The sequence below is a fragment of the Microbacterium sp. CFSPD4_SD4 genome (genome assembly GCF_057364585.1).
Map to the genome: position 1 here is coordinate 174,278 of NZ_JBNFOC010000002.1, position 16,334 is coordinate 190,611.

Annotated in this window: 18 protein-coding genes and 1 pseudogene; 10 read left to right on the top strand and 9 right to left on the bottom strand. The window is 70.9% G+C overall.

Annotated features, from left to right (window positions below; genetic code table 11):
- Positions 1 to 41: 41 nt before the first annotated feature.
- Positions 42 to 1,751: an AMP-binding protein gene (locus AC2W7E_RS04855; RefSeq protein ID WP_485988652.1), complete on the top strand. Its 1,710-nt coding sequence runs from the start codon at positions 42 to 44 to the stop codon at positions 1,749 to 1,751.
- A gap of 3 nt (positions 1,752 to 1,754) precedes the next feature.
- Here AC2W7E_RS04855 and AC2W7E_RS04860 read toward each other — a convergent pair whose 3' ends face one another.
- Both AC2W7E_RS04860 and AC2W7E_RS04865 read right to left on the bottom strand, forming a co-directional pair.
- Entirely contained in the window at positions 1,755 to 2,156 is a 402-nt protein-coding gene (locus AC2W7E_RS04860) for a hypothetical protein (RefSeq protein WP_485988653.1), read from the bottom strand.
- Positions 2,157 to 2,269: 113 nt separating this feature from the next.
- Entirely contained in the window at positions 2,270 to 3,742 is a 1,473-nt protein-coding gene (locus AC2W7E_RS04865; protein WP_025102772.1) for an MATE family efflux transporter, read from the bottom strand.
- A gap of 170 nt (positions 3,743 to 3,912) precedes the next feature.
- Here AC2W7E_RS04865 and cycA point away from each other — a divergent pair, with 170 nt between their 5' ends.
- On the top strand, positions 3,913 to 5,382 hold the full coding sequence (gene cycA / locus AC2W7E_RS04870; protein ID WP_051582169.1) for a D-serine/D-alanine/glycine transporter: 1,470 nt from the start codon (positions 3,913 to 3,915) through the stop codon (positions 5,380 to 5,382).
- A 3-nt stretch (positions 5,383 to 5,385) separates the two neighbouring features.
- On the opposite strand, the gene AC2W7E_RS04875 is transcribed toward cycA, so the two are convergent.
- From AC2W7E_RS04875 to AC2W7E_RS04885, 3 genes are all read right to left on the bottom strand, one after another.
- Entirely contained in the window at positions 5,386 to 5,838 is a 453-nt protein-coding gene (locus tag AC2W7E_RS04875; protein ID WP_025102774.1) for a DUF2871 domain-containing protein, read from the bottom strand.
- Between the two features lie 78 nt (positions 5,839 to 5,916).
- A complete protein-coding gene (locus AC2W7E_RS04880) occupies positions 5,917 to 6,540 on the bottom strand; it encodes a response regulator (protein ID WP_025102775.1) in 624 nt (207 codons plus the stop codon).
- Positions 6,537 to 7,778 (bottom strand): sensor histidine kinase, encoded by a 1,242-nt coding sequence (locus AC2W7E_RS04885; protein WP_485988654.1) that lies wholly within the window; start codon positions 7,776 to 7,778, stop codon positions 6,537 to 6,539. The genes AC2W7E_RS04880 and AC2W7E_RS04885 overlap by 4 nt, the downstream gene beginning before the upstream one ends.
- Positions 7,779 to 7,911: 133 nt before the next feature.
- On the opposite strand from AC2W7E_RS04885, the gene AC2W7E_RS04890 reads away from it, so the two are divergent.
- The 5 genes from AC2W7E_RS04890 (at position 7,912) to AC2W7E_RS04910 (ending at position 12,489) form a co-directional block, all read left to right on the top strand.
- A complete protein-coding gene (locus AC2W7E_RS04890; protein ID WP_249521182.1) occupies positions 7,912 to 8,565 on the top strand; it encodes an IMPACT family protein in 654 nt (217 codons plus the stop codon).
- A gap of 65 nt (positions 8,566 to 8,630) precedes the next feature.
- Positions 8,631 to 9,548, top strand: a complete 918-nt coding sequence (locus AC2W7E_RS04895; RefSeq protein ID WP_025102778.1) for a J domain-containing protein — start codon at positions 8,631 to 8,633, stop codon at positions 9,546 to 9,548.
- Positions 9,549 to 9,617: 69 nt separating this feature from the next.
- The gene (locus AC2W7E_RS04900) at positions 9,618 to 10,037 is read left to right on the top strand and encodes a Fur family transcriptional regulator (RefSeq protein WP_025102779.1); all 420 of its coding nucleotides are present in this window, start codon (positions 9,618 to 9,620) and stop codon (positions 10,035 to 10,037) included.
- Positions 10,038 to 10,101: 64 nt separating this feature from the next.
- Positions 10,102 to 11,571 (top strand): catalase, encoded by a 1,470-nt coding sequence (locus tag AC2W7E_RS04905; protein ID WP_025102780.1) that lies wholly within the window; start codon positions 10,102 to 10,104, stop codon positions 11,569 to 11,571.
- Between the two features lie 117 nt (positions 11,572 to 11,688).
- Positions 11,689 to 12,489 (top strand): alpha/beta fold hydrolase, encoded by an 801-nt coding sequence (locus tag AC2W7E_RS04910; protein WP_485988655.1) that lies wholly within the window; start codon positions 11,689 to 11,691, stop codon positions 12,487 to 12,489.
- Between the two features lie 87 nt (positions 12,490 to 12,576).
- Here AC2W7E_RS04910 and msrA read toward each other — a convergent pair whose 3' ends face one another.
- The 4 genes and pseudogenes from msrA to AC2W7E_RS04930 form a co-directional block, all read right to left on the bottom strand.
- On the bottom strand, positions 12,577 to 13,119 hold the full coding sequence (gene msrA / locus AC2W7E_RS04915; RefSeq protein WP_025102782.1) for a peptide-methionine (S)-S-oxide reductase MsrA: 543 nt from the start codon (positions 13,117 to 13,119) through the stop codon (positions 12,577 to 12,579).
- Positions 13,116 to 13,583, bottom strand: a complete 468-nt coding sequence (msrB, locus tag AC2W7E_RS04920) for a peptide-methionine (R)-S-oxide reductase MsrB (protein ID WP_062637836.1) — start codon at positions 13,581 to 13,583, stop codon at positions 13,116 to 13,118. Before msrB ends, msrA begins: the two co-directional genes overlap by 4 nt.
- Positions 13,584 to 13,698: 115 nt before the next feature.
- A pseudogene (locus AC2W7E_RS04925) lies at positions 13,699 to 13,929 on the bottom strand (ATP-binding cassette domain-containing protein); the annotation flags it as partial.
- Complete coding sequence (locus tag AC2W7E_RS04930; RefSeq protein WP_485988656.1) at positions 13,926 to 14,195, bottom strand: ABC transporter ATP-binding protein; 270 nt, start codon at positions 14,193 to 14,195, stop codon at positions 13,926 to 13,928. The pseudogene AC2W7E_RS04925 and the gene AC2W7E_RS04930, both read right to left, overlap by 4 nt.
- On the opposite strand from AC2W7E_RS04930, the gene AC2W7E_RS04935 reads away from it, so the two are divergent.
- Genes AC2W7E_RS04935 through AC2W7E_RS04945 form a run of 3 tightly spaced genes read left to right on the top strand, consistent with a single transcriptional unit; the run spans position 14,175 to position 16,333 of the window.
- Positions 14,175 to 14,837, top strand: a complete 663-nt coding sequence (locus AC2W7E_RS04935) for a FadR/GntR family transcriptional regulator (protein ID WP_485988657.1) — start codon at positions 14,175 to 14,177, stop codon at positions 14,835 to 14,837. The two genes, AC2W7E_RS04930 and AC2W7E_RS04935, sit on opposite strands and share 21 nt — an antisense overlap.
- A gap of 48 nt (positions 14,838 to 14,885) precedes the next feature.
- Positions 14,886 to 15,803 carry a DUF808 domain-containing protein gene (locus AC2W7E_RS04940; protein ID WP_062765786.1) on the top strand — a complete coding sequence of 306 codons (918 nt, stop codon included), beginning with the start codon at positions 14,886 to 14,888 and terminating at the stop codon, positions 15,801 to 15,803.
- A gap of 2 nt (positions 15,804 to 15,805) precedes the next feature.
- A complete protein-coding gene (locus tag AC2W7E_RS04945) occupies positions 15,806 to 16,333 on the top strand; it encodes a GNAT family N-acetyltransferase (RefSeq protein WP_366215761.1) in 528 nt (175 codons plus the stop codon).
- Position 16,334: the final 1 nt, after the last annotated feature.

Below are 16,334 nucleotides of genomic sequence, written 5' to 3' on the forward strand. Positions count from 1 at the left end.
CGAGGGGGCAGGATGGAGGGACGCCGTTGCAAAGGAGCACCATGAGCCGTCGTGCCACCCCCGCCACCGAAGCGATCCGCGGGATGAGGGACCTCCTCTTCACGCACGCCACGGACTACGACGCCGCGCGGCGCGAGTTCGCCTGGCCGAACCTCGCCGAATTCAACTTCGCGCTCGAGTGGTTCGACGTCATCGCCGGCGAGAACCCCGACCGTCCGGCCGTGCAGATCGTCGAGGCCGACCTCAGCCTCCGCTCCTGGACGTACGGCGAGCTCTCCGCCCGCTCCGACCAGGTCGCCGCCTGGTTGCGCGGCCTCGGCATCGGCCGCGGCGACCACGTGATCGTCATGCTCAACAACACGATCGAGCTGTGGGAGGTGATGCTCGCGATCACGAAGCTGGGCGCGGTGTCGATCCCGACCTCGACGCTGCTGTCGGCCTCCGACCTCGCGTACCGCATCGAGCACGGCCGCGCCGGCGCCGTCGTCACCCTCGGCACCCTGGCCGACCGCCTCGAGGGAATCGACCCCGCGGTACTGCGCATCGGCGTGGGCGCGTCGCTGCCTGCCGACTGGAAGCGGTTCGCGGACGCCGCCGCCACCACGGAGGAGTTCGTTCCGGACGGCCCGACGCCCGCCGGCGACACGGCCCTGCTGTACTTCACGTCCGGCACGACGAACCGCCCGAAGCTCGTGCAGCACACCCACGTCTCCTACCCGGTCGGCCACCTCTCCACGATGTGGTGGCTCGGCGTGCGCCCGGACGACGTGCACCTCAACATCTCCTCCCCCGGGTGGGCCAAGCACGCCTGGTCGAGCTTCTACTCGCCGTTCCTGGCCGAGGCGACGGTGTTCGTCTACAACTACGACCGCTTCGACGCGAACACGCTCATGGAGGTCATGGACACCCACCACGTCTCGACGTTCTGCGCCCCGCCCACGGTCTGGCGCATGCTCCTCCAAGCCGACCTCTCGCGGCTCGCGCACCCTCCGCGCGAGCTCGTCGGCGCCGGCGAACCGCTGAACCCCGAGGTCATCGACCGGGTGCGCGAGGCGTGGGGCGGCACGATCCGCGACGGCTTCGGGCAGACGGAGATGACCGCCTGCATCGGCAACTCCCCGGGGCAGACGGTCAAGGTGGGATCGATGGGCCGTCCGCTGCCCGGGTACCCGGTCGTGCTGCTCGATCCGTCGACGGGCGAGGTCGTGGAGGACGAGGGCGAGATCGCGCTCGACCTCGCGAAGCCGCCGCTCGGCCTCATGGCGGGGTACTACGACGATCCGGAGAAGACCGCGGAGTCGCGGGCCGGGGGCTTCCATCACACCGGAGACATCGCCGTGCGCGACGCCGACGGCTACCTGACCTACATCGGACGCTCCGACGACGTGTTCAAGGCCTCCGACTACAAGATCTCGCCGTTCGAGCTCGAGTCCGTGCTGCTGGAGCACGACCTCGTCGTCGAAGCGGCCGTCATCCCCAGCCCCGACCCCACGCGCCTGGCGGTCCCGAAGGCGTACGTGTGCCTGACGCCGGACGCGGGCGCGGACGAGGCCGCCGCCGCGCGCGCCGTGTTCGGCTACGCGCACGAACGGCTGTCCTCGCACCTGTGGGTGCGGATCATCGAGTTCGTGCCCGAGCTGCCGAAGACGATCTCCGGGAAGATCCGCCGCGTCGAGCTGCGGGCACGCGAGAGCGCCCGCGTGGCCGCGGGCGACGAGGCGCGGCAGCACCGCGACCGCGACTACCGCTGAGCGCTAGGAGACGACGGCGACCGGCGCCGTGGGCGTCGCGGTCGAGCCGGTCTTGAGCGTGGCCGTCGTCGTGGTCGACGGCGCCGGCTTCACGCGCGCGGCCCGGCGTCGCGACTCGAAGCCGCCGGCCGTGAGCATCGCGCGCACGATCCCGCCGATCACGAGCATGCCCACGAGCGACGCGCCCGCCGCGATCAGCGGAAGCCACTGATTCGCGAAGCTCGCGGTGAAGCTCATCAGCGCGCACACGATCCACAGTCCGACCGCGCCGCCCGCGAGCCCCCCGGCTCCGCGGATGATCGCGATCGCGGCGACGATCGCGCAGACCGCGGCGAGCGCCGCACCCACGAATCCGATCGGTACCAGAATGGCGGCCAGGTCTCTGGCCACTCCCAATGTCGTCATGACGACCCCCCGTCCGGCGGAACCCCTCCGCACCTTCGACATTAGAAGTGTCTCTCCGGAAGGCCATCCGTCTCAAGTCCGATCCGGGTCATCCTTCCGGTGGATATCGCGGATCAGCGCCGGACCGGCCACCGCAGCCGGCGCGGGCGCACGACGCGGACCGGGCGGGTGACGACCGCGTCGACCACCATCGAGCCGTCGGTGGGGCCGACGATCGCGATCGCGGAGGTCTCCGTGGCCTCGGCCGGGGCCACGGGTTGCGTCGCGAGCGCGCGATGCGCCTTGACGTAGGCCGGCACGAGGAGCACGATCGCGCCCACCCAGGCGAGCGGGTTGCTGAGGGCCACGCCGTCGAACCCGATCATCGCCCCGAGGACGACCGCGGCGACGACGCGCATCACGAGCTCGATCACGCCGGTGACCGTCGGCACCAGCGTGTGGCCGAGCCCCTGCAGCGCGCCGCGGAGCACGAAGAGCATGCCGAGCGCCCAGTAGCCGCAGCCGTTGATGATGAGCATGCGGTGCGCCATGTCGACGACGTCGTCCGAGCCGTCGCCGACGAACAGCCGGACCATCGGCGCGCCGAACGCGATGAGCAGCCCGCCGAGGACGATCGCCGCGGCGACCGCCATCCAGGTGGCCTCGACCACACCGCGCCGGATGCGGTCGGGGCGGCGGCCGCCGTGGTTCTGCGCCGCGTACATCGACACGGCGAGCCCGAGCGAGGAGAGCAGGGCGACCGCCAGGCTGTCCACGCGGGACGCCGTCGTGTAGGCCGCGACCGCGTCGGCGCCGAGCGTGTTGAGGGCGACCTGCACCGTGAGGGTCCCGATCGCGATGATCGAGGCCTGGAAGCCCATGGGCAGGCCGAGGCGCAGGTGGTCGGCGATGTCCGTGCGGGAGATGCGCCAGTCCGAACGACGCAGGTGCAGCATGGGCAGCCGCCGGCGCACGAACTCCAGGCAGAGGATCACCGAGACGGCCTGTGCGACCACGGTGGCGAGCGCGGCACCCGCGACGCCCCACTCCAGCGGACCGACCATGAGCACGACGAGGCCGACGTTGAGTGCACAGGAGACCGTGAGGAACACCAGCGGGGTCTTCGAGTCGCCGATGGCGCGGATGATGGCGGAGAGGTAGTTGAAGAACATCGTCGCGCCCGCGCCGAGGAAGCTGATCTGCGTGAACACCGTCGCCTCGGCCATGAGCTCGGGCGGCGTCTGCAGCAGCGCGAGGATCGGCCCGGCGATGAGCGGCGCGACCACCGTGAGGACCACGCTCGTGATGCCGCTGAGGAGCACGCCCGTGGCGACCGAGCGGCGCACGGCGGCGTCGTCGCGCGCACCGAAGGCCTGGGCGATGGGGATCGCGAAGCCGCTCGTGAGACCCCAGGCGAAGCCGAGGAGGAGGAAGAGCAGGCTGCCCGTCGCGCCGACGGCGGCGAGGGACTGGACGCCGAGATGGCGTCCGACGACGATCGCGTCGGCGAACTGGTAGAGCTGCTGCACGACGTTGCCGAGCAGCAGCGGGATCGAGAAGGCGAGGATGACGCGCCACGGACGGCCCGTGGTGAGGGTGGTGGCCATGAAGGAAGGGGCTCGCAGGGAAAGAGGGGATGGATCGGGGGTGCGCCCAGTTTATCGAATCGTTTCGGGCGAACGGAACACCCCGGGCCGGATTGCCGTCGCCGGGGGGTCGATTTCGGACGAGCGGGCCCCGGTGGTTACTCTGCATCAGTCGAGGACGACCGGAGGAGATGAGCGTGACGAAGGAAGACACGGGGGCCATCCGCCAGGGGCAGACCGCAGCCGGAGGCGAGGAGCACCTGCGGCGCGCGCTCAGCAACCGGCACATCCAGCTCCTCGCGATCGGCGGGGCGATCGGCACCGGCCTGTTCATGGGCAGCGGCAAGACGATCTCCGTCGCCGGCCCCTCGGTGATCTTCGTCTACATGATCATCGGGTTCATGCTGTTCTTCGTCATGCGGGCGATGGGCGAGCTGCTGCTGTCGAACCTCAAGTACAAGTCGTTCAGCGACTTCGCGAGCGACCTGCTCGGCCCGTGGGCGGGCTTCTTCACCGGCTGGACGTACTGGTTCTGCTGGGTGGTCACGGGCGTGGCCGACGTGATCGCGATCGCGGGGTACACCGATGCGCTCATCCCCGGCATCCCGCTGTGGATCCCCGGCCTCCTCGTGGTCGTGATCCTCCTGGCGCTCAACCTGCCCACCGTCGCGGCGTTCGGCGAGATGGAGTTCTGGTTCGCGCTCATCAAGATCGTCGCGATCGTCGCCCTCATCGTGACCGGTCTCGTCATGATCCTCACCGGCTTCTCGCACGACGCCGGCACCGCGAGCTTCGCCAACCTGTGGGAGCACGGCGGCATGTTCCCGCACGGCTTCCTCGGCTTCGTCGCCGGCTTCCAGATCGCGGTGTTCGCGTTCGTCGGGATCGAGCTCGTCGGCACGGCCGCCGCGGAGACGAAGGATCCGAAGCGCAACCTTCCTAAGGCCATCAACGCCATCCCGATCCGGGTCCTGCTGTTCTACGTGGGCGCGCTCATCATCCTCATGTCCGTCACGCCGTGGACCGAGTACGTCGCCGGCGAGAGCCCCTTCATCGCGATGTTCGCCCTCGCCGGACTGGGCATCGCCGCCACCGTCGTCAACCTCGTGGTGCTGACCTCCGCGATGTCCAGCGCGAACTCCGGCATCTACTCCACCTCGCGCATGGTCTTCGGGCTGGCGCAGGACGGCGACGCCCCCCGGTTCTTCGGCCGGCTCTCGAAGCGCCGCGTGCCGCAGAACGCCCTGTTCCTGTCCTGCATCCTGCTGCTGTCCGGCGTCGTGCTGCTCTACGCGGGCAAGGACATCGGCACGGCGTTCGAGATGGTCACCACGGTGTCGGCCGTGTGCTTCATGTTCGTGTGGACGATCTTCCTCTGCAGCTACCTCGTGTACCGGCGCCGGCGTCCGGAGAAGGCGGCGACCTCGGCGTTCAAGATGCCGGGCGGCGTGTTCATGGTGTTCGTGGTGCTCGCGTTCTTCCTGTTCATCCTCTGGGCGCTGACCACTCAGCCGGACACCCTGATCGCCCTGCTCGTGACACCGATCTGGTTCGCGATCCTCATCGTCGCCTGGCTGTTCGTGCGGAAGTCGCCGCACCACCTGGAGCGCCACGCCGCGCACATCGCGTACCTGCGCGACGACACGATCCCGGCCGACTGAGCGTCAGGCGACCGACTCGAGGGTCGCGGGCCGTGCGGCCGCGACCTTCGGGGCGAAGACGCGGGGGCGGAGCGCGAGGAACAGCAGCACCATGCCGGCGGCGAGCAGCATGTGCCCCACGCCCGCGATGCCGGCGATCATCTTCGTCGACTCCTGGCCGAGCACCGTGAGGCAGCCGTGCCAGACGAGCATCGCCGAGGTCAGCACGAGCCCGGCGGTGTAGGTCCAGAAGAACCAGCCGAACAGCCGGCTCTCGGAGAGCGCGAAAGCCTTCTCCAGGAGCATCACCACGAGGAAGACGACGAAGCCCAGCACGAGCAGATGCGTGTGCACGAGTCCGAGCTGCGTCGGCGCCCCCTCCGGGAAGCCGTTGATCTTGGTGAACTCACGGTAGAAGAGTCCGGAGGCGACGCCCACCAGCATGGAGGCGAACGCGGCGGTGAAGAGCCTGCGCATGGGAGTCCTTTCTGTCTGCCTCCAGCCTCGCCGTGGGGCCGTCGCCGCGGATCCATCGAACGGTTGAGACCGCGGGCGTCAGAGCAGACCGGACTCCCTGGCGATCGCGACCGCCTTCGCGCGGCTGTCGGCCCCGAGCTTCTCGAAGACGTGCACGAGGTGGGTCTTCACCGTCGCCTCCGTGACGAACAGCGCCTTCGCGATCTCCCGGTTCGAGGCCCCGGTGTCGAGCAGCCGCAGCACGTCGAGCTCGCGCCCCGTGAGCTGCACCCGCGGGGCGCGGAGGGCGCGGCCGACGCGCGCCGTGAGCTCCGGCGTCAGCGCCTGCCCGCCCGACGCGGCCTGTCGCACGGCCCGGACGATGTCCTCCGGGTCGATGTCCTTGAGCAGATATCCCGCCGCCCCCGCCTCGATCGCGCCGAGGATCTGGGCGTCGCGGTCGAACGTCGTGAGGATGAGCACCGCCGGTGCCGGGTCGAGCGCCCGGAGCGCCGCCGTCGTCTGCACGCCGTCCATGCCGGCCCCCAGCCGCAGGTCGCAGAGGACGACGTCGGGACGCAGGTGCCGGGCGAGCACGACCGCCTCCTCCCCCGACGCGGCCTCGCCCACGACCTCGGCGTCGTCGCGGCGGTCGAACAGCGAGCGCACGCCGGCGCGCACGATGGGGTGGTCGTCGACGAGCAGGATCCGCACGGGGGTCACGACCGACCTCCGAGGGGGAGGTGGGCCGACAGCGCGGTGCCGTCGCCGGGGGCGCTCTCCACGTCGAGACCGCCGCCGAGCTCGCGCAGTCGGGCGCGCATCGCCCGCAGGCCGTAGCCGCCGCCGGGCCCCGCCGAGTCCAGCCGCGACGGGTCGAAGCCGCGACCGTCGTCGACCACGTCCAGCCGCACCGCGTCGCCGGCGTCCGCGAGCGTCACCACCACCCGAGTGGCGCCGGCATGGCTGCGCACGTTGGCGAGCGCGGACTGCGCCGTCCGCAGCAGGGCGACCTCCGCGTCGAGGCCGAGTGCGGGCAGATCCTCGTCGGCATGGAAGGTGGCCGCGATCCCGGTCTCGGCGGTCAGGCGCTCGAGCATCCGGGCAAGGGCGTCGCTCAGCGCGGAGCCGTCCAGCTCGGCGGGCATGAGGTCGTCGACGATGCGTCGGGCGTCGGCGAGCCCTTCCGCGGCGAGCGCCCCGATCTGCCCGAGCGCCCGCTCCCGGCCGTCCTCGTGCTCGGCCGCCGACCGCGCCAGCAGGACGATGGAGGACAGGCTCTGGGCGACCGTGTCGTGGATGTCGCGCGACACCCTGGTGCGCTCGGCGGCGGCGCCGGACTCCCGCTGGGTCCGGGCGAGCTCGTCCTGGAGGGCCGCCATCTCCTGCTGCGTCGCGACGAGGGACGCGATGAGTCGCCGCCGCTCCCGCCCGTCGCGGACGAGCTCCAGGTAGCCGCGGGAGATCCCGAGGGCGAAGATGCCGCCCACCAGCGGCCCGATCACGTTCGCGTAGGTGGTCGTCCCGGTGTGCAGCAGCGGCGCGACGATCACGACGGCGAGGATGAGGACGCTGAGCAGCACAGCCCATCGCAGTCGCAGCAGGAAGCCGGCGAGCAGCCACAGCGAGAACGCGAGCCACACGAACTCCGGCGACAATGCGACCGCCCCCAGCCAGATGGCCGTGAGCCCCAGCAGCCAGCCGGCGGCGAGTGCCCGGTCGTCCGTGCGGGAGGAGAGCAGGAGTCCGCCGCCGTACCAGCCGAGGAAGGCGAGGGCGGTCGCGAGCAGCCACGGCACCGGGACCCCGTCGGCGAGGGAGCGGACGACGCCGACGACGGTGAGCACGACGGTGATGACCGCCTGGCCGATACGGAGCGACGTGACCAGGCGCCCCCAGGAGCGCGTGCGTCCCGTCCGCCCTCCCGGGTGGTCGGTCTCGGCGGTGTCTCCGGTCGGCATGCTGACATTCTCGTCCGCCGGGGCGGTGTGCGCCTCCATCGTTCGGTCGACCCGGTTCGAATCGCCCGATTGGCGGCATCCGGCCCGGATTTGGGACCAATCAGGCGATTCGAACGGAGGTATCGTGGGGCCGATGTCGACACCGCACCCGTTCCCGGCGACGATCGCGGCGGCCGTCGACCACGAGCTCGTCATCCGCAAGTCGCGCTTCCTCACGCACGTCGCGCCGGTGTCGACGGTGGCCGAGGCTGAAGCCGTCATCGCGACGATCCGGAAGCGCGCCTGGGACGCGAACCACAACTGCACCGCGATGGTGACCGGTCTGCACGGGGATCAGGCGCGCTCCTCGGACGACGGCGAGCCCTCCGGAACAGCCGGCGTCCCGATGCTCGAGGTCCTCCGGCGCCGCGGCCTCACGGACGTCGTCGCGGTGGTCACCCGCTACTTCGGCGGGGTGAAGCTCGGGGCGGGCGGCCTCATCCGCGCCTACTCCACCGCGGTGTCCGAGACGCTCGACCGCGCCGCACTCGTCCGTCGCGCGGCGCTCACCCAGGCGACCGTCGAGGTCCCGCACGCCGAGGCCGGCCGCTACGACAACCTGCTCCGCGACTGGGCGGCGTCCCACGGGGCCACGCTCGGCACGCCGACCTACGGGGCCTCCGCCCAGCTCGAGCTGTGGGTGCCCGCCGCCGCGCTTCCGCGCCTGACCGCCGACCTCGCCGCCGCGTCCGGGGGCGCCGTGGCCCCGGTGGCCGGGATCGAACGGATCGTCGACGTCGCGGACTGAGGCCTCCCGGCGGCCGCACACCGTCCGACGGATATCCTGGACGCCGCGGTCGCGGAAGGAGAGCGATGTTCGACAGTCCGCTCTCGGCCTCGCCGTACGAGATCCTCGGCGTGGATCCGGCCGTCGACGACGCCGAGCTCCGGCGGGCGTATCGGCTGCGACTGCGGCAGACCCACCCCGACACCGGCGGCGACGCGGCCGTGTTCATCCAGGTCCAGCGCGCGTGGGAGCTCATCGGCACCGCGGAGGACCGCGCCGCGTACGACCGCCGCGCAGGCCTGACCGACGACGGCGGCGAATGGAGCGGCTGGCGTCCCCCGACGGTACGCACCGACACCCGGCCGCGCGCCCGCTCCTACGGACACCCCGGGGGCTGGCGCCGCGAACGCTACCTCTCCCTGATCCGCGAGTGGGCGGGTCACGGGGTCGAGGTCCCCGACCCGTACGCCCCGGCCCTCGTGCGCGCCGCCCCACGGGAGCTCCGGCGGCTGCTCGCCGACGCGCTGGCGGAGGAGGCCACGGCCCGCACGGTCTCCGACCTCGGCATGGGCTTCACGGTCTGGCACGACGTCGCCGCAGGACAGACCCCCGAGGACAAGCTCGACCACGTGGTGCTCAGCCCGTCCGGCCTCTACGGCGTCATGTCCGAGGACTTCGGCGGGGTCGTGGGGTTCCGCCGCGGGGAGATCACCGGCCCGAGCCTCGGCACCCGGGCCCCGGTCACGGCGGCTCTCGCCCGGATGCGCGCGGTGGCGAAGGCCGCGAAGGTGAAGTTCGGCGGGGCGATCGTGGTGCTCCCCGACGACGACCTCGCCCAGGCGGTCACCCCGCTCGGCAGCAACCGCGGGGTCCCGGTCGTGGTGGTGCGGCGCAGCGCGCTGGCGATGGTCCTGCGGCAGGGCGTCCCCGGGGCGCGGGCCATCGGCGGCAACGAGCTGTTCGATGTCCGCACCCGTCTGCAGCAGACGGTCCGCTTCGTCTGACGGCGGCGACGCGCCCGGCATCCCGGCATGCTCTTTTGAATCACTCAAAACACGTGTAGAGTCGAGGGCATGGAGACGGAACTCGACTCGGCGTTGCGCGACGCCGGGCTGCGTGCGACTGCGGGCCGCGTCGCCGTTCTCGAGGCTCTCGGCTCCATGGCCCACACGGATGCGGAGCGGGTGTACCGCGCCGTGTCCGACGTGCTTCCGACCACGTCGATCCAGTCGGTGCACAACATCCTCGCGGACCTGACGACGGCGGGCCTCATCCGCCGGATCGAACCGGCAGGCTCCGCGGCGCTGTACGAGCGGCGCATCGACGACAACCACCACCATGTCGTCTGCACCTCCTGCGGTGCGGTCGGCGATGTGGACTGCGTCGTCGGCGAGGCGCCGTGTCTCACCCCGTCCTCGACGGGGGGCTTCACCGTGCAGACAGCTGAAGTCACCTTCTGGGGCCTCTGCCCCAGCTGCCAGAACGCCGCGTAGGCGCATCCACCGATCCCCTCCCCGAGGGTCCGTTCGGCATGTCCGCGCGGAGAAGGAGAAGACCATGACCAACCCCACCGACGCGGGCCGTCCGGCCACGACGACGCAGGCCGGAGCGCCGATCGCGAGCGACACGCACTCGCTGACCGTGGGCCCCGACGGCCCCACCGCGCTGCACGACCACTACCTGGTCGAGAAGCTCGCCTCCTTCAACCGCGAGCGGGTGCCGGAGCGCAACCCGCACGCCAAGGGCGGCGGCGCGTTCGGCGAGTTCGTCGTCACCGAGGACGTCTCGAAGTACACGCGTGCGGCCGTGTTCCAGCCGGGCGCCACCTCGGAGACCCTCCTCCGCTTCTCCTCCGTCGCCGGTGAGCAGGGCTCGCCCGACACCTGGCGCGACGTCCGCGGGTTCTCGCTGCGCTTCTACACGACCGAGGGCAACCTCGACATCGTCGGCAACAACACCCCGACGTTCTTCCTCCGCGACGCCATCAAGTTCCCCGACTTCATCCACTCGCAGAAGCGCCTCGGCGACTCCGGCCTGCGCGACGCGGACATGCAGTGGGACTTCTGGACCCTCTCGCCCGAGAGCGCCCACCAGGTCACCTACCTCATGGGCGAGCGCGGCCTGCCCCGCAGCTGGCGTCACATGAACGGCTACGGCTCGCACACCTACTCGTGGATCAACGCCGAGGGCGAGGTGTTCTGGGTGAAGTACCACTTCATCTCGCACCAGGGCGTCGAGGCGATGAGCCCGGAGGAGGCCGAGCAGCTGGCCGGTTCCGACGCGGACCACTACCGTCGCGACCTGTTCCAGTCGATCGCCGAGGGCGACTTCCCGAAGTGGGACCTGTACGTGCAGATCATGCCGTACGACGAGGCCAAGGACTACCGCTTCAACCCCTTCGACCTCACCAAGACGATCTCGAAGAAGGACTACCCGCGCATCAAGGTCGGCACGCTGACCCTGAACCGCAACCCGGAGAACTTCTTCGCGCAGATCGAGCAGGCCGGCTTCGCGCCGGGGAATCAGGTGCCCGGTACCGGCATCTCCCCCGACAAGATGCTCATGGGCCGCATGTTCGCCTACCCGGACGCCCAGCGTCACCGCATCGGCGCGAACTACAACCAGCTGCCGGTCAACCAGCCGCACGCCGCCGAGACCCGCAACTACCAGCACGAGGGCTCGATGCGGTACCAGTACAACGACGCCGCGCACCGCACCTACCAGCCGAACTCCTTCGGGACCCCCGGTGGCCCCGCGGCCGACCCGGCGAAGGGCATCGAGGTGAACTGGTCGGCGGACGGCGAGCTCACCCGCTCCGCCGCGACGCTGCACGCCGAGGACGACGACTTCGGTCAGGCCGGCACGCTGTACCGCGAGGTCTTCGACGGCCCGCAGCGCGCCCGCTTCCTGGAGGTCCTGACCGGTCAGGGCCGCTCGATCACGGTCGACGCCATCCGCGAGCGCTTCTTCCAGTACTGGACGAACGTGGACGCGGAGCTCGGCGCCGCTCTGCGCGACCGCGTCTGACCCGAGACCCCGGGTTCTCCTCGAAACCCCCTCTCCGCGACACCGCGGGGAGGGGGTTTCGGCGTGTAACCGGGGTCTCGGCGCCAGGGAAGGGAGGAGTGGGGGGAGGATGGTGGGGTGGCTGTTCCCCTCTCCGACCTCACCGAGATGCCCGACCCGCAGCACGTCTACGCGGCGGACGGCACACGACTGGCGACGTACACGTGGGGGGAGCTCGACGCCCCCGTCGTGGTGACCGTGCACGGCTTCGCCTCGGGCGCGCGCGACAACTGGGTGCTCACCGGCTGGGTGCGCGAGCTGACCAGGGCCGGGTACCGCGTGCTCGCACTCGACCAGCGGGGCCACGGGCAGAGCGACAAGCCGCACGAGTCCGACGCCTACGCCATCCGAAACCTCGTGACCGACGTCGAGACCGTCATGGACACGTACCTCGTCGACGACGCGTTCTACCTCGGCTACTCGCTCGGCGCCCGGGTGGGGTGGGAGGTGGCCCGCGAGCTCCCGCATCGGATCGGCCGGGCGGTCCTGGGCGGGGTCCCCGACGGCATCCCCCTCGCGCGTCTGGACCTCGACCAGGTGCGCGCGTACATCACGGACGGCACCCCGGTGGAGGACCGCACGACGCAGAACTACATCGCGCTGACCGAGCGGGTGCCCGGGAACGATCTGCGCGCGCTCATCGCCCTGGCCGAGGGACTTCGGGGCTCCGGCACGATCGATCCCGATCCCGCGGACGCCCCGGTCGTGCCGCTGCTGTTCGCGACGGGATCGAAGGACGCGATCATCGAGGGCTCCCGGGCACTGGCGGCCGCGGCTCCCGATGCCCGATTCGTCGAGATCCCCAACCGCCACCACTTCAACGCCCCCGGCTCCCGCGACTTCAAGCAGGCCGCGCTCGGTTTCTTTGCCGAGTCCTGAACCCGCGAGACCCCGTCTACGCGCCGAGACCCCCTCCTACACTCGCGTGCAGGAGGGGGTCTCGGCGGGAAAGCGGGGTCTCGGGGATCAGGCGGTGGCGTCCTCGCGCTTCGGGAGGACCCAGCCGGCGCGGGGGAAGTGGCACGTGTAGCCGTTCGGGTACTTGATCAGGTAATCCTGGTGCTCGGGCTCGGCCTCCCAGAACGGACCGGCGGGCTCGATCGTCGTGACGGCCTTCCCCGGCCACAGCCCGGAGGCGTCGACGTCGGCGATCGTGTCGCGGGCGACCTGCTCCTGCTCGGGGGTGAGCGGGAAGATCGCCGACCGGTAGCTCGACCCGATGTCGTTGCCCTGGCGGTTCAGCGTCGACGGGTCGTGGATCTGGAAGAAGAACGCCAGGATGTCGCGATAGGTCGTCGCGCTCGGGTCGAAGACGATCTCCACGGCCTCCGCGTGACCGGGGTGGTTGCGGTAGGTCGCGTGGTCGTTCTCCCCGCCGGTGTAGCCCACACGGGTGTCGATCACCCCGGGCTGACGGCGGATGAGGTCTTCCATGCCCCAGAAGCAGCCGCCCGCGAGGACGGCCGTCTCGGTCCCGGGGGTGCGGGTGATGGTTCCGGTGTCGGTCATGACTGCTCCTCAGAGGTGTGGGTGGTGAAGAGGGGGCTGTAGCGACCGTACCCCTCCTTCTCGAGATCCTCCGCCGGGATGAAGCGGAGGGCCGCCGAGTTCATGCAGTAGCGCAGGCCGCCCTCGGCGCGGGGTCCGTCGTCGAAGACGTGTCCCAGGTGGCTGTCGGCGCCGGACGACCGCGCCTCGGTGCGGGTCATCCACAGCGTGCGGTCGGTCTTCGTGGTCACGGCGTCGGCGTCGATCGGGCGCGTGAAGCTCGGCCAGCCGGTGCCGCTGTCGTACTTGTCCCGGGAGGAGAACAGCGGCTGCCCGGAGACGACGTCGACGTAGATGCCGTCGTCGTGATTGTTCCAGTAGGCGTTGCGGAAGGGCGGCTCGGTGGCGTCCTGCTGCGTGACCTCGTACTGCAGGTTCGTGAGACCGCTGACAGCCTCGGGGGTCCTGCCGTAGTCGTTCGACATGAGTGGCTCCTTGTCCGACGCCGCTGGCTGCGGCGTCACTGAGGAGAACCAGGGACGAGCCCGTTTTGGTCCCGCGGGGCTGGGAGCGGGCTGAGAGTTTCTCGCGCTCAGCCCGCGTCCCGGACGACGGCGAGGTTCCGGTCCGCGGTGCGGACGATCTCCGCGGCGGCCTGATCGAGGTGGACTTGCCCGAGCCGGACTCGCCCACGATGCCCAGCGTCTGTCCGCGGCGGACCGTGAGCGAGACCCCGGCGAGCGCGTCGACGTCGTGCGGGCGGAACATCGACGAGCTGCGGGCCCGGTAGCGGACGCGCACGTCCTGCAGCTGGATGACGGGTTCGCTCATCGTCCCGCTCCGATCGGTTCGACGGGCGCATCGGCAGGATGCGCGGAGTAGTAGTGCTCGGTCCCGTCGATGTGCCGCCGCACGGGTTCCACTCCCGCGTACCGGGCGGGGTCCGCGGAGCGCGGCGCGAAGCGGTCGCCCTGCGGGAGGTCCCGCGGGGCGGGGACGACACCGGACACCTGGTGCAGGCGGTCGGAGCCGGCCTCGATCGAGAGCACCGCCCCGAGCAGGCCCTGGGTGTACTCGTGGACGGGCTGCGTGAGCACCTCCCGCGTGGTGCCCTGCTCCACGACCTGGCCCGCGGGCTCATCCTCACGCGCGGACTCACCCCCGGCGACCCGCTGCCGACCGAGGCCGAGCTCTGCGAGGAGCTCGACGTGTCGCGCTCCTCGGTCCGTGAGGCGATCCGCACGCTCTCCACCCTCGACATCGTCGACGTCCGGCACGGACACGGCACCTACGTGGGCCCGATGTCGCTGGACCCGATGGTCGAGGCGCTCGTCTTCCGGGGTGTGCTGTCCCCCGAGGGGTCGCTGCAGGCCCTGCGCGAGGTCGTCGAGGTGCGTCTCGCGCTCGACCTCTCCATGGCCGAGCGCGTGGTCGAGGCCGCTCAGGCGCAGGCGGACCCGGAGCTCGACGAGGACAGGGCGTTCCACACCCGCCTCTTCGGCGCCATCGACAACCGTCTCGTCGGCCAGCTCGTCGGCGCGTTCTGGGACGTGCACACCGCCGTGCTCCCGCAGCTGGGCATCGCGCAGCCCGACGACATCCACAAGACCGCCAAGGCGCACGGCGACATGCTGGACGCCGCGCGCTCCGGCGACGTCGAGCGCTACCGCCAGGCCGTCATCGAGCACTACCAGCCGCTGCAGCGGGTGCTGGCGACCGCGGAGGACGTGCGGGCCTGAGCCCGGGAGTCGGTAGTCTGACCTTCCCACCACGGAAAGAGGACCCGCATGTCCGTTGGACTGCTCGCCGTCGTCGACGACATCCTGAGCGCCGCGATGAAGGCGTCGGCGAAGGCCGCCGGAGTCGTCATCGACGACGCCGCCGTGACCCCGCAGTACGTGCAGGGCCTCACCCCGGCCCGCGAGCTCCCTGTGGTCGGCAAGATCGCCCTCGGGTCGCTGGTGAACAAGTTCGTCATCATCATCCCCATCGCGCTGCTGCTCACGGCCTTCGCGCCGTGGGTGCTGCCCTACCTTCTGATCCTCGGCGGCTCGTACCTGTGCTTCGAGGGCGCGGAGAAGGTGCTGGAGTGGTTCGGCGTGCAGCACGGCCACGCCGACGAGGGCGCCCGCGACGAGAGGAAGCTCGTGCTCGGCGCCGTCCGCACCGACCTCATCCTCTCGACCGAGATCATGCTCATCTCCCTCGCCAGTCTCGACAAGGGACTCGGCATCTGGTCCACCCTCGCGATCCTCGCCGTGATCGCGCTGGTCATGACCGTGGCGGTGTACGGGGCCGTGGCGCTCCTGGTGAAGATCGACGACATCGGCCTGAAGATGGCGAAGAACCCCGCACAGCGCGTGCGGCACACCGGCACCCGGATCGTCCGGTCCATGCCCGCGGTCTTCCGCTTCATCAGCGTGCTCGGCACGGTCGCCATGCTCTGGGTCGGCGGGCACCTCGTCCTCATCAACCTCGGCGAGGTCGGGCTGCACGCTCCGGCCGATGTTCTCCACGCGGTCGAGCACGCGCTGGAGCCCCTCGGCGGCTTCGTGGTGTGGGTGGTCGACACGATCATCTCCGCGATCGCCGGTCTCGTCTGGGGCCTCGTGATCGTCGGCGTCGTCCTCGGCATCGCGAAGCTCTTCGGCAGGAAGCCGAGCTTCCACGAGGGCGAGGCCTCTCCCGCCGACATCCGCGTCTGACGATGACCGCCGTGCACCTCAGGCCCGCCGAGAGCGCCGACCTCGACACGATCACCGAGATCCACAACCACGCCGTCCTGCACACGACCGCGATCTGGAACGAGGAGGCCGTGGATCGCGCCGACCGGGAGGCGTGGCTCGCCGGCCGGACCGCGCGCGGCTGTCCCGTCATCGTCGCCGCCGACGAGAGCGGCGTCGTGGGCTATGCGTCCTACGCCCAGTGGCGCCCGCACAGCGGCTACCGCCTCACCGTGGAGCACTCCGTCTACGTGCGCGGCGATCAGCGCGGACGCGGCATCGGCACGCTCCTCATGATCGAGCTCATCGCCCGGGCCCGGGCAGCCGGGATGCACGTGATGATCGGCGGTGTGGAGAGCGGCAACACCGCCTCCCTCGCCCTCCACGAACGCCTCGGGTTCCGGGAGGTGGGCCGCATGCCCCAGGTCGGCGCGAAGTTCGGCCGGTGGCTCGACCTCAGCATGCTGCAGCTCGTGCTCGACGAGCGCCCCACCCCCGACGCGGCGCTCTAGC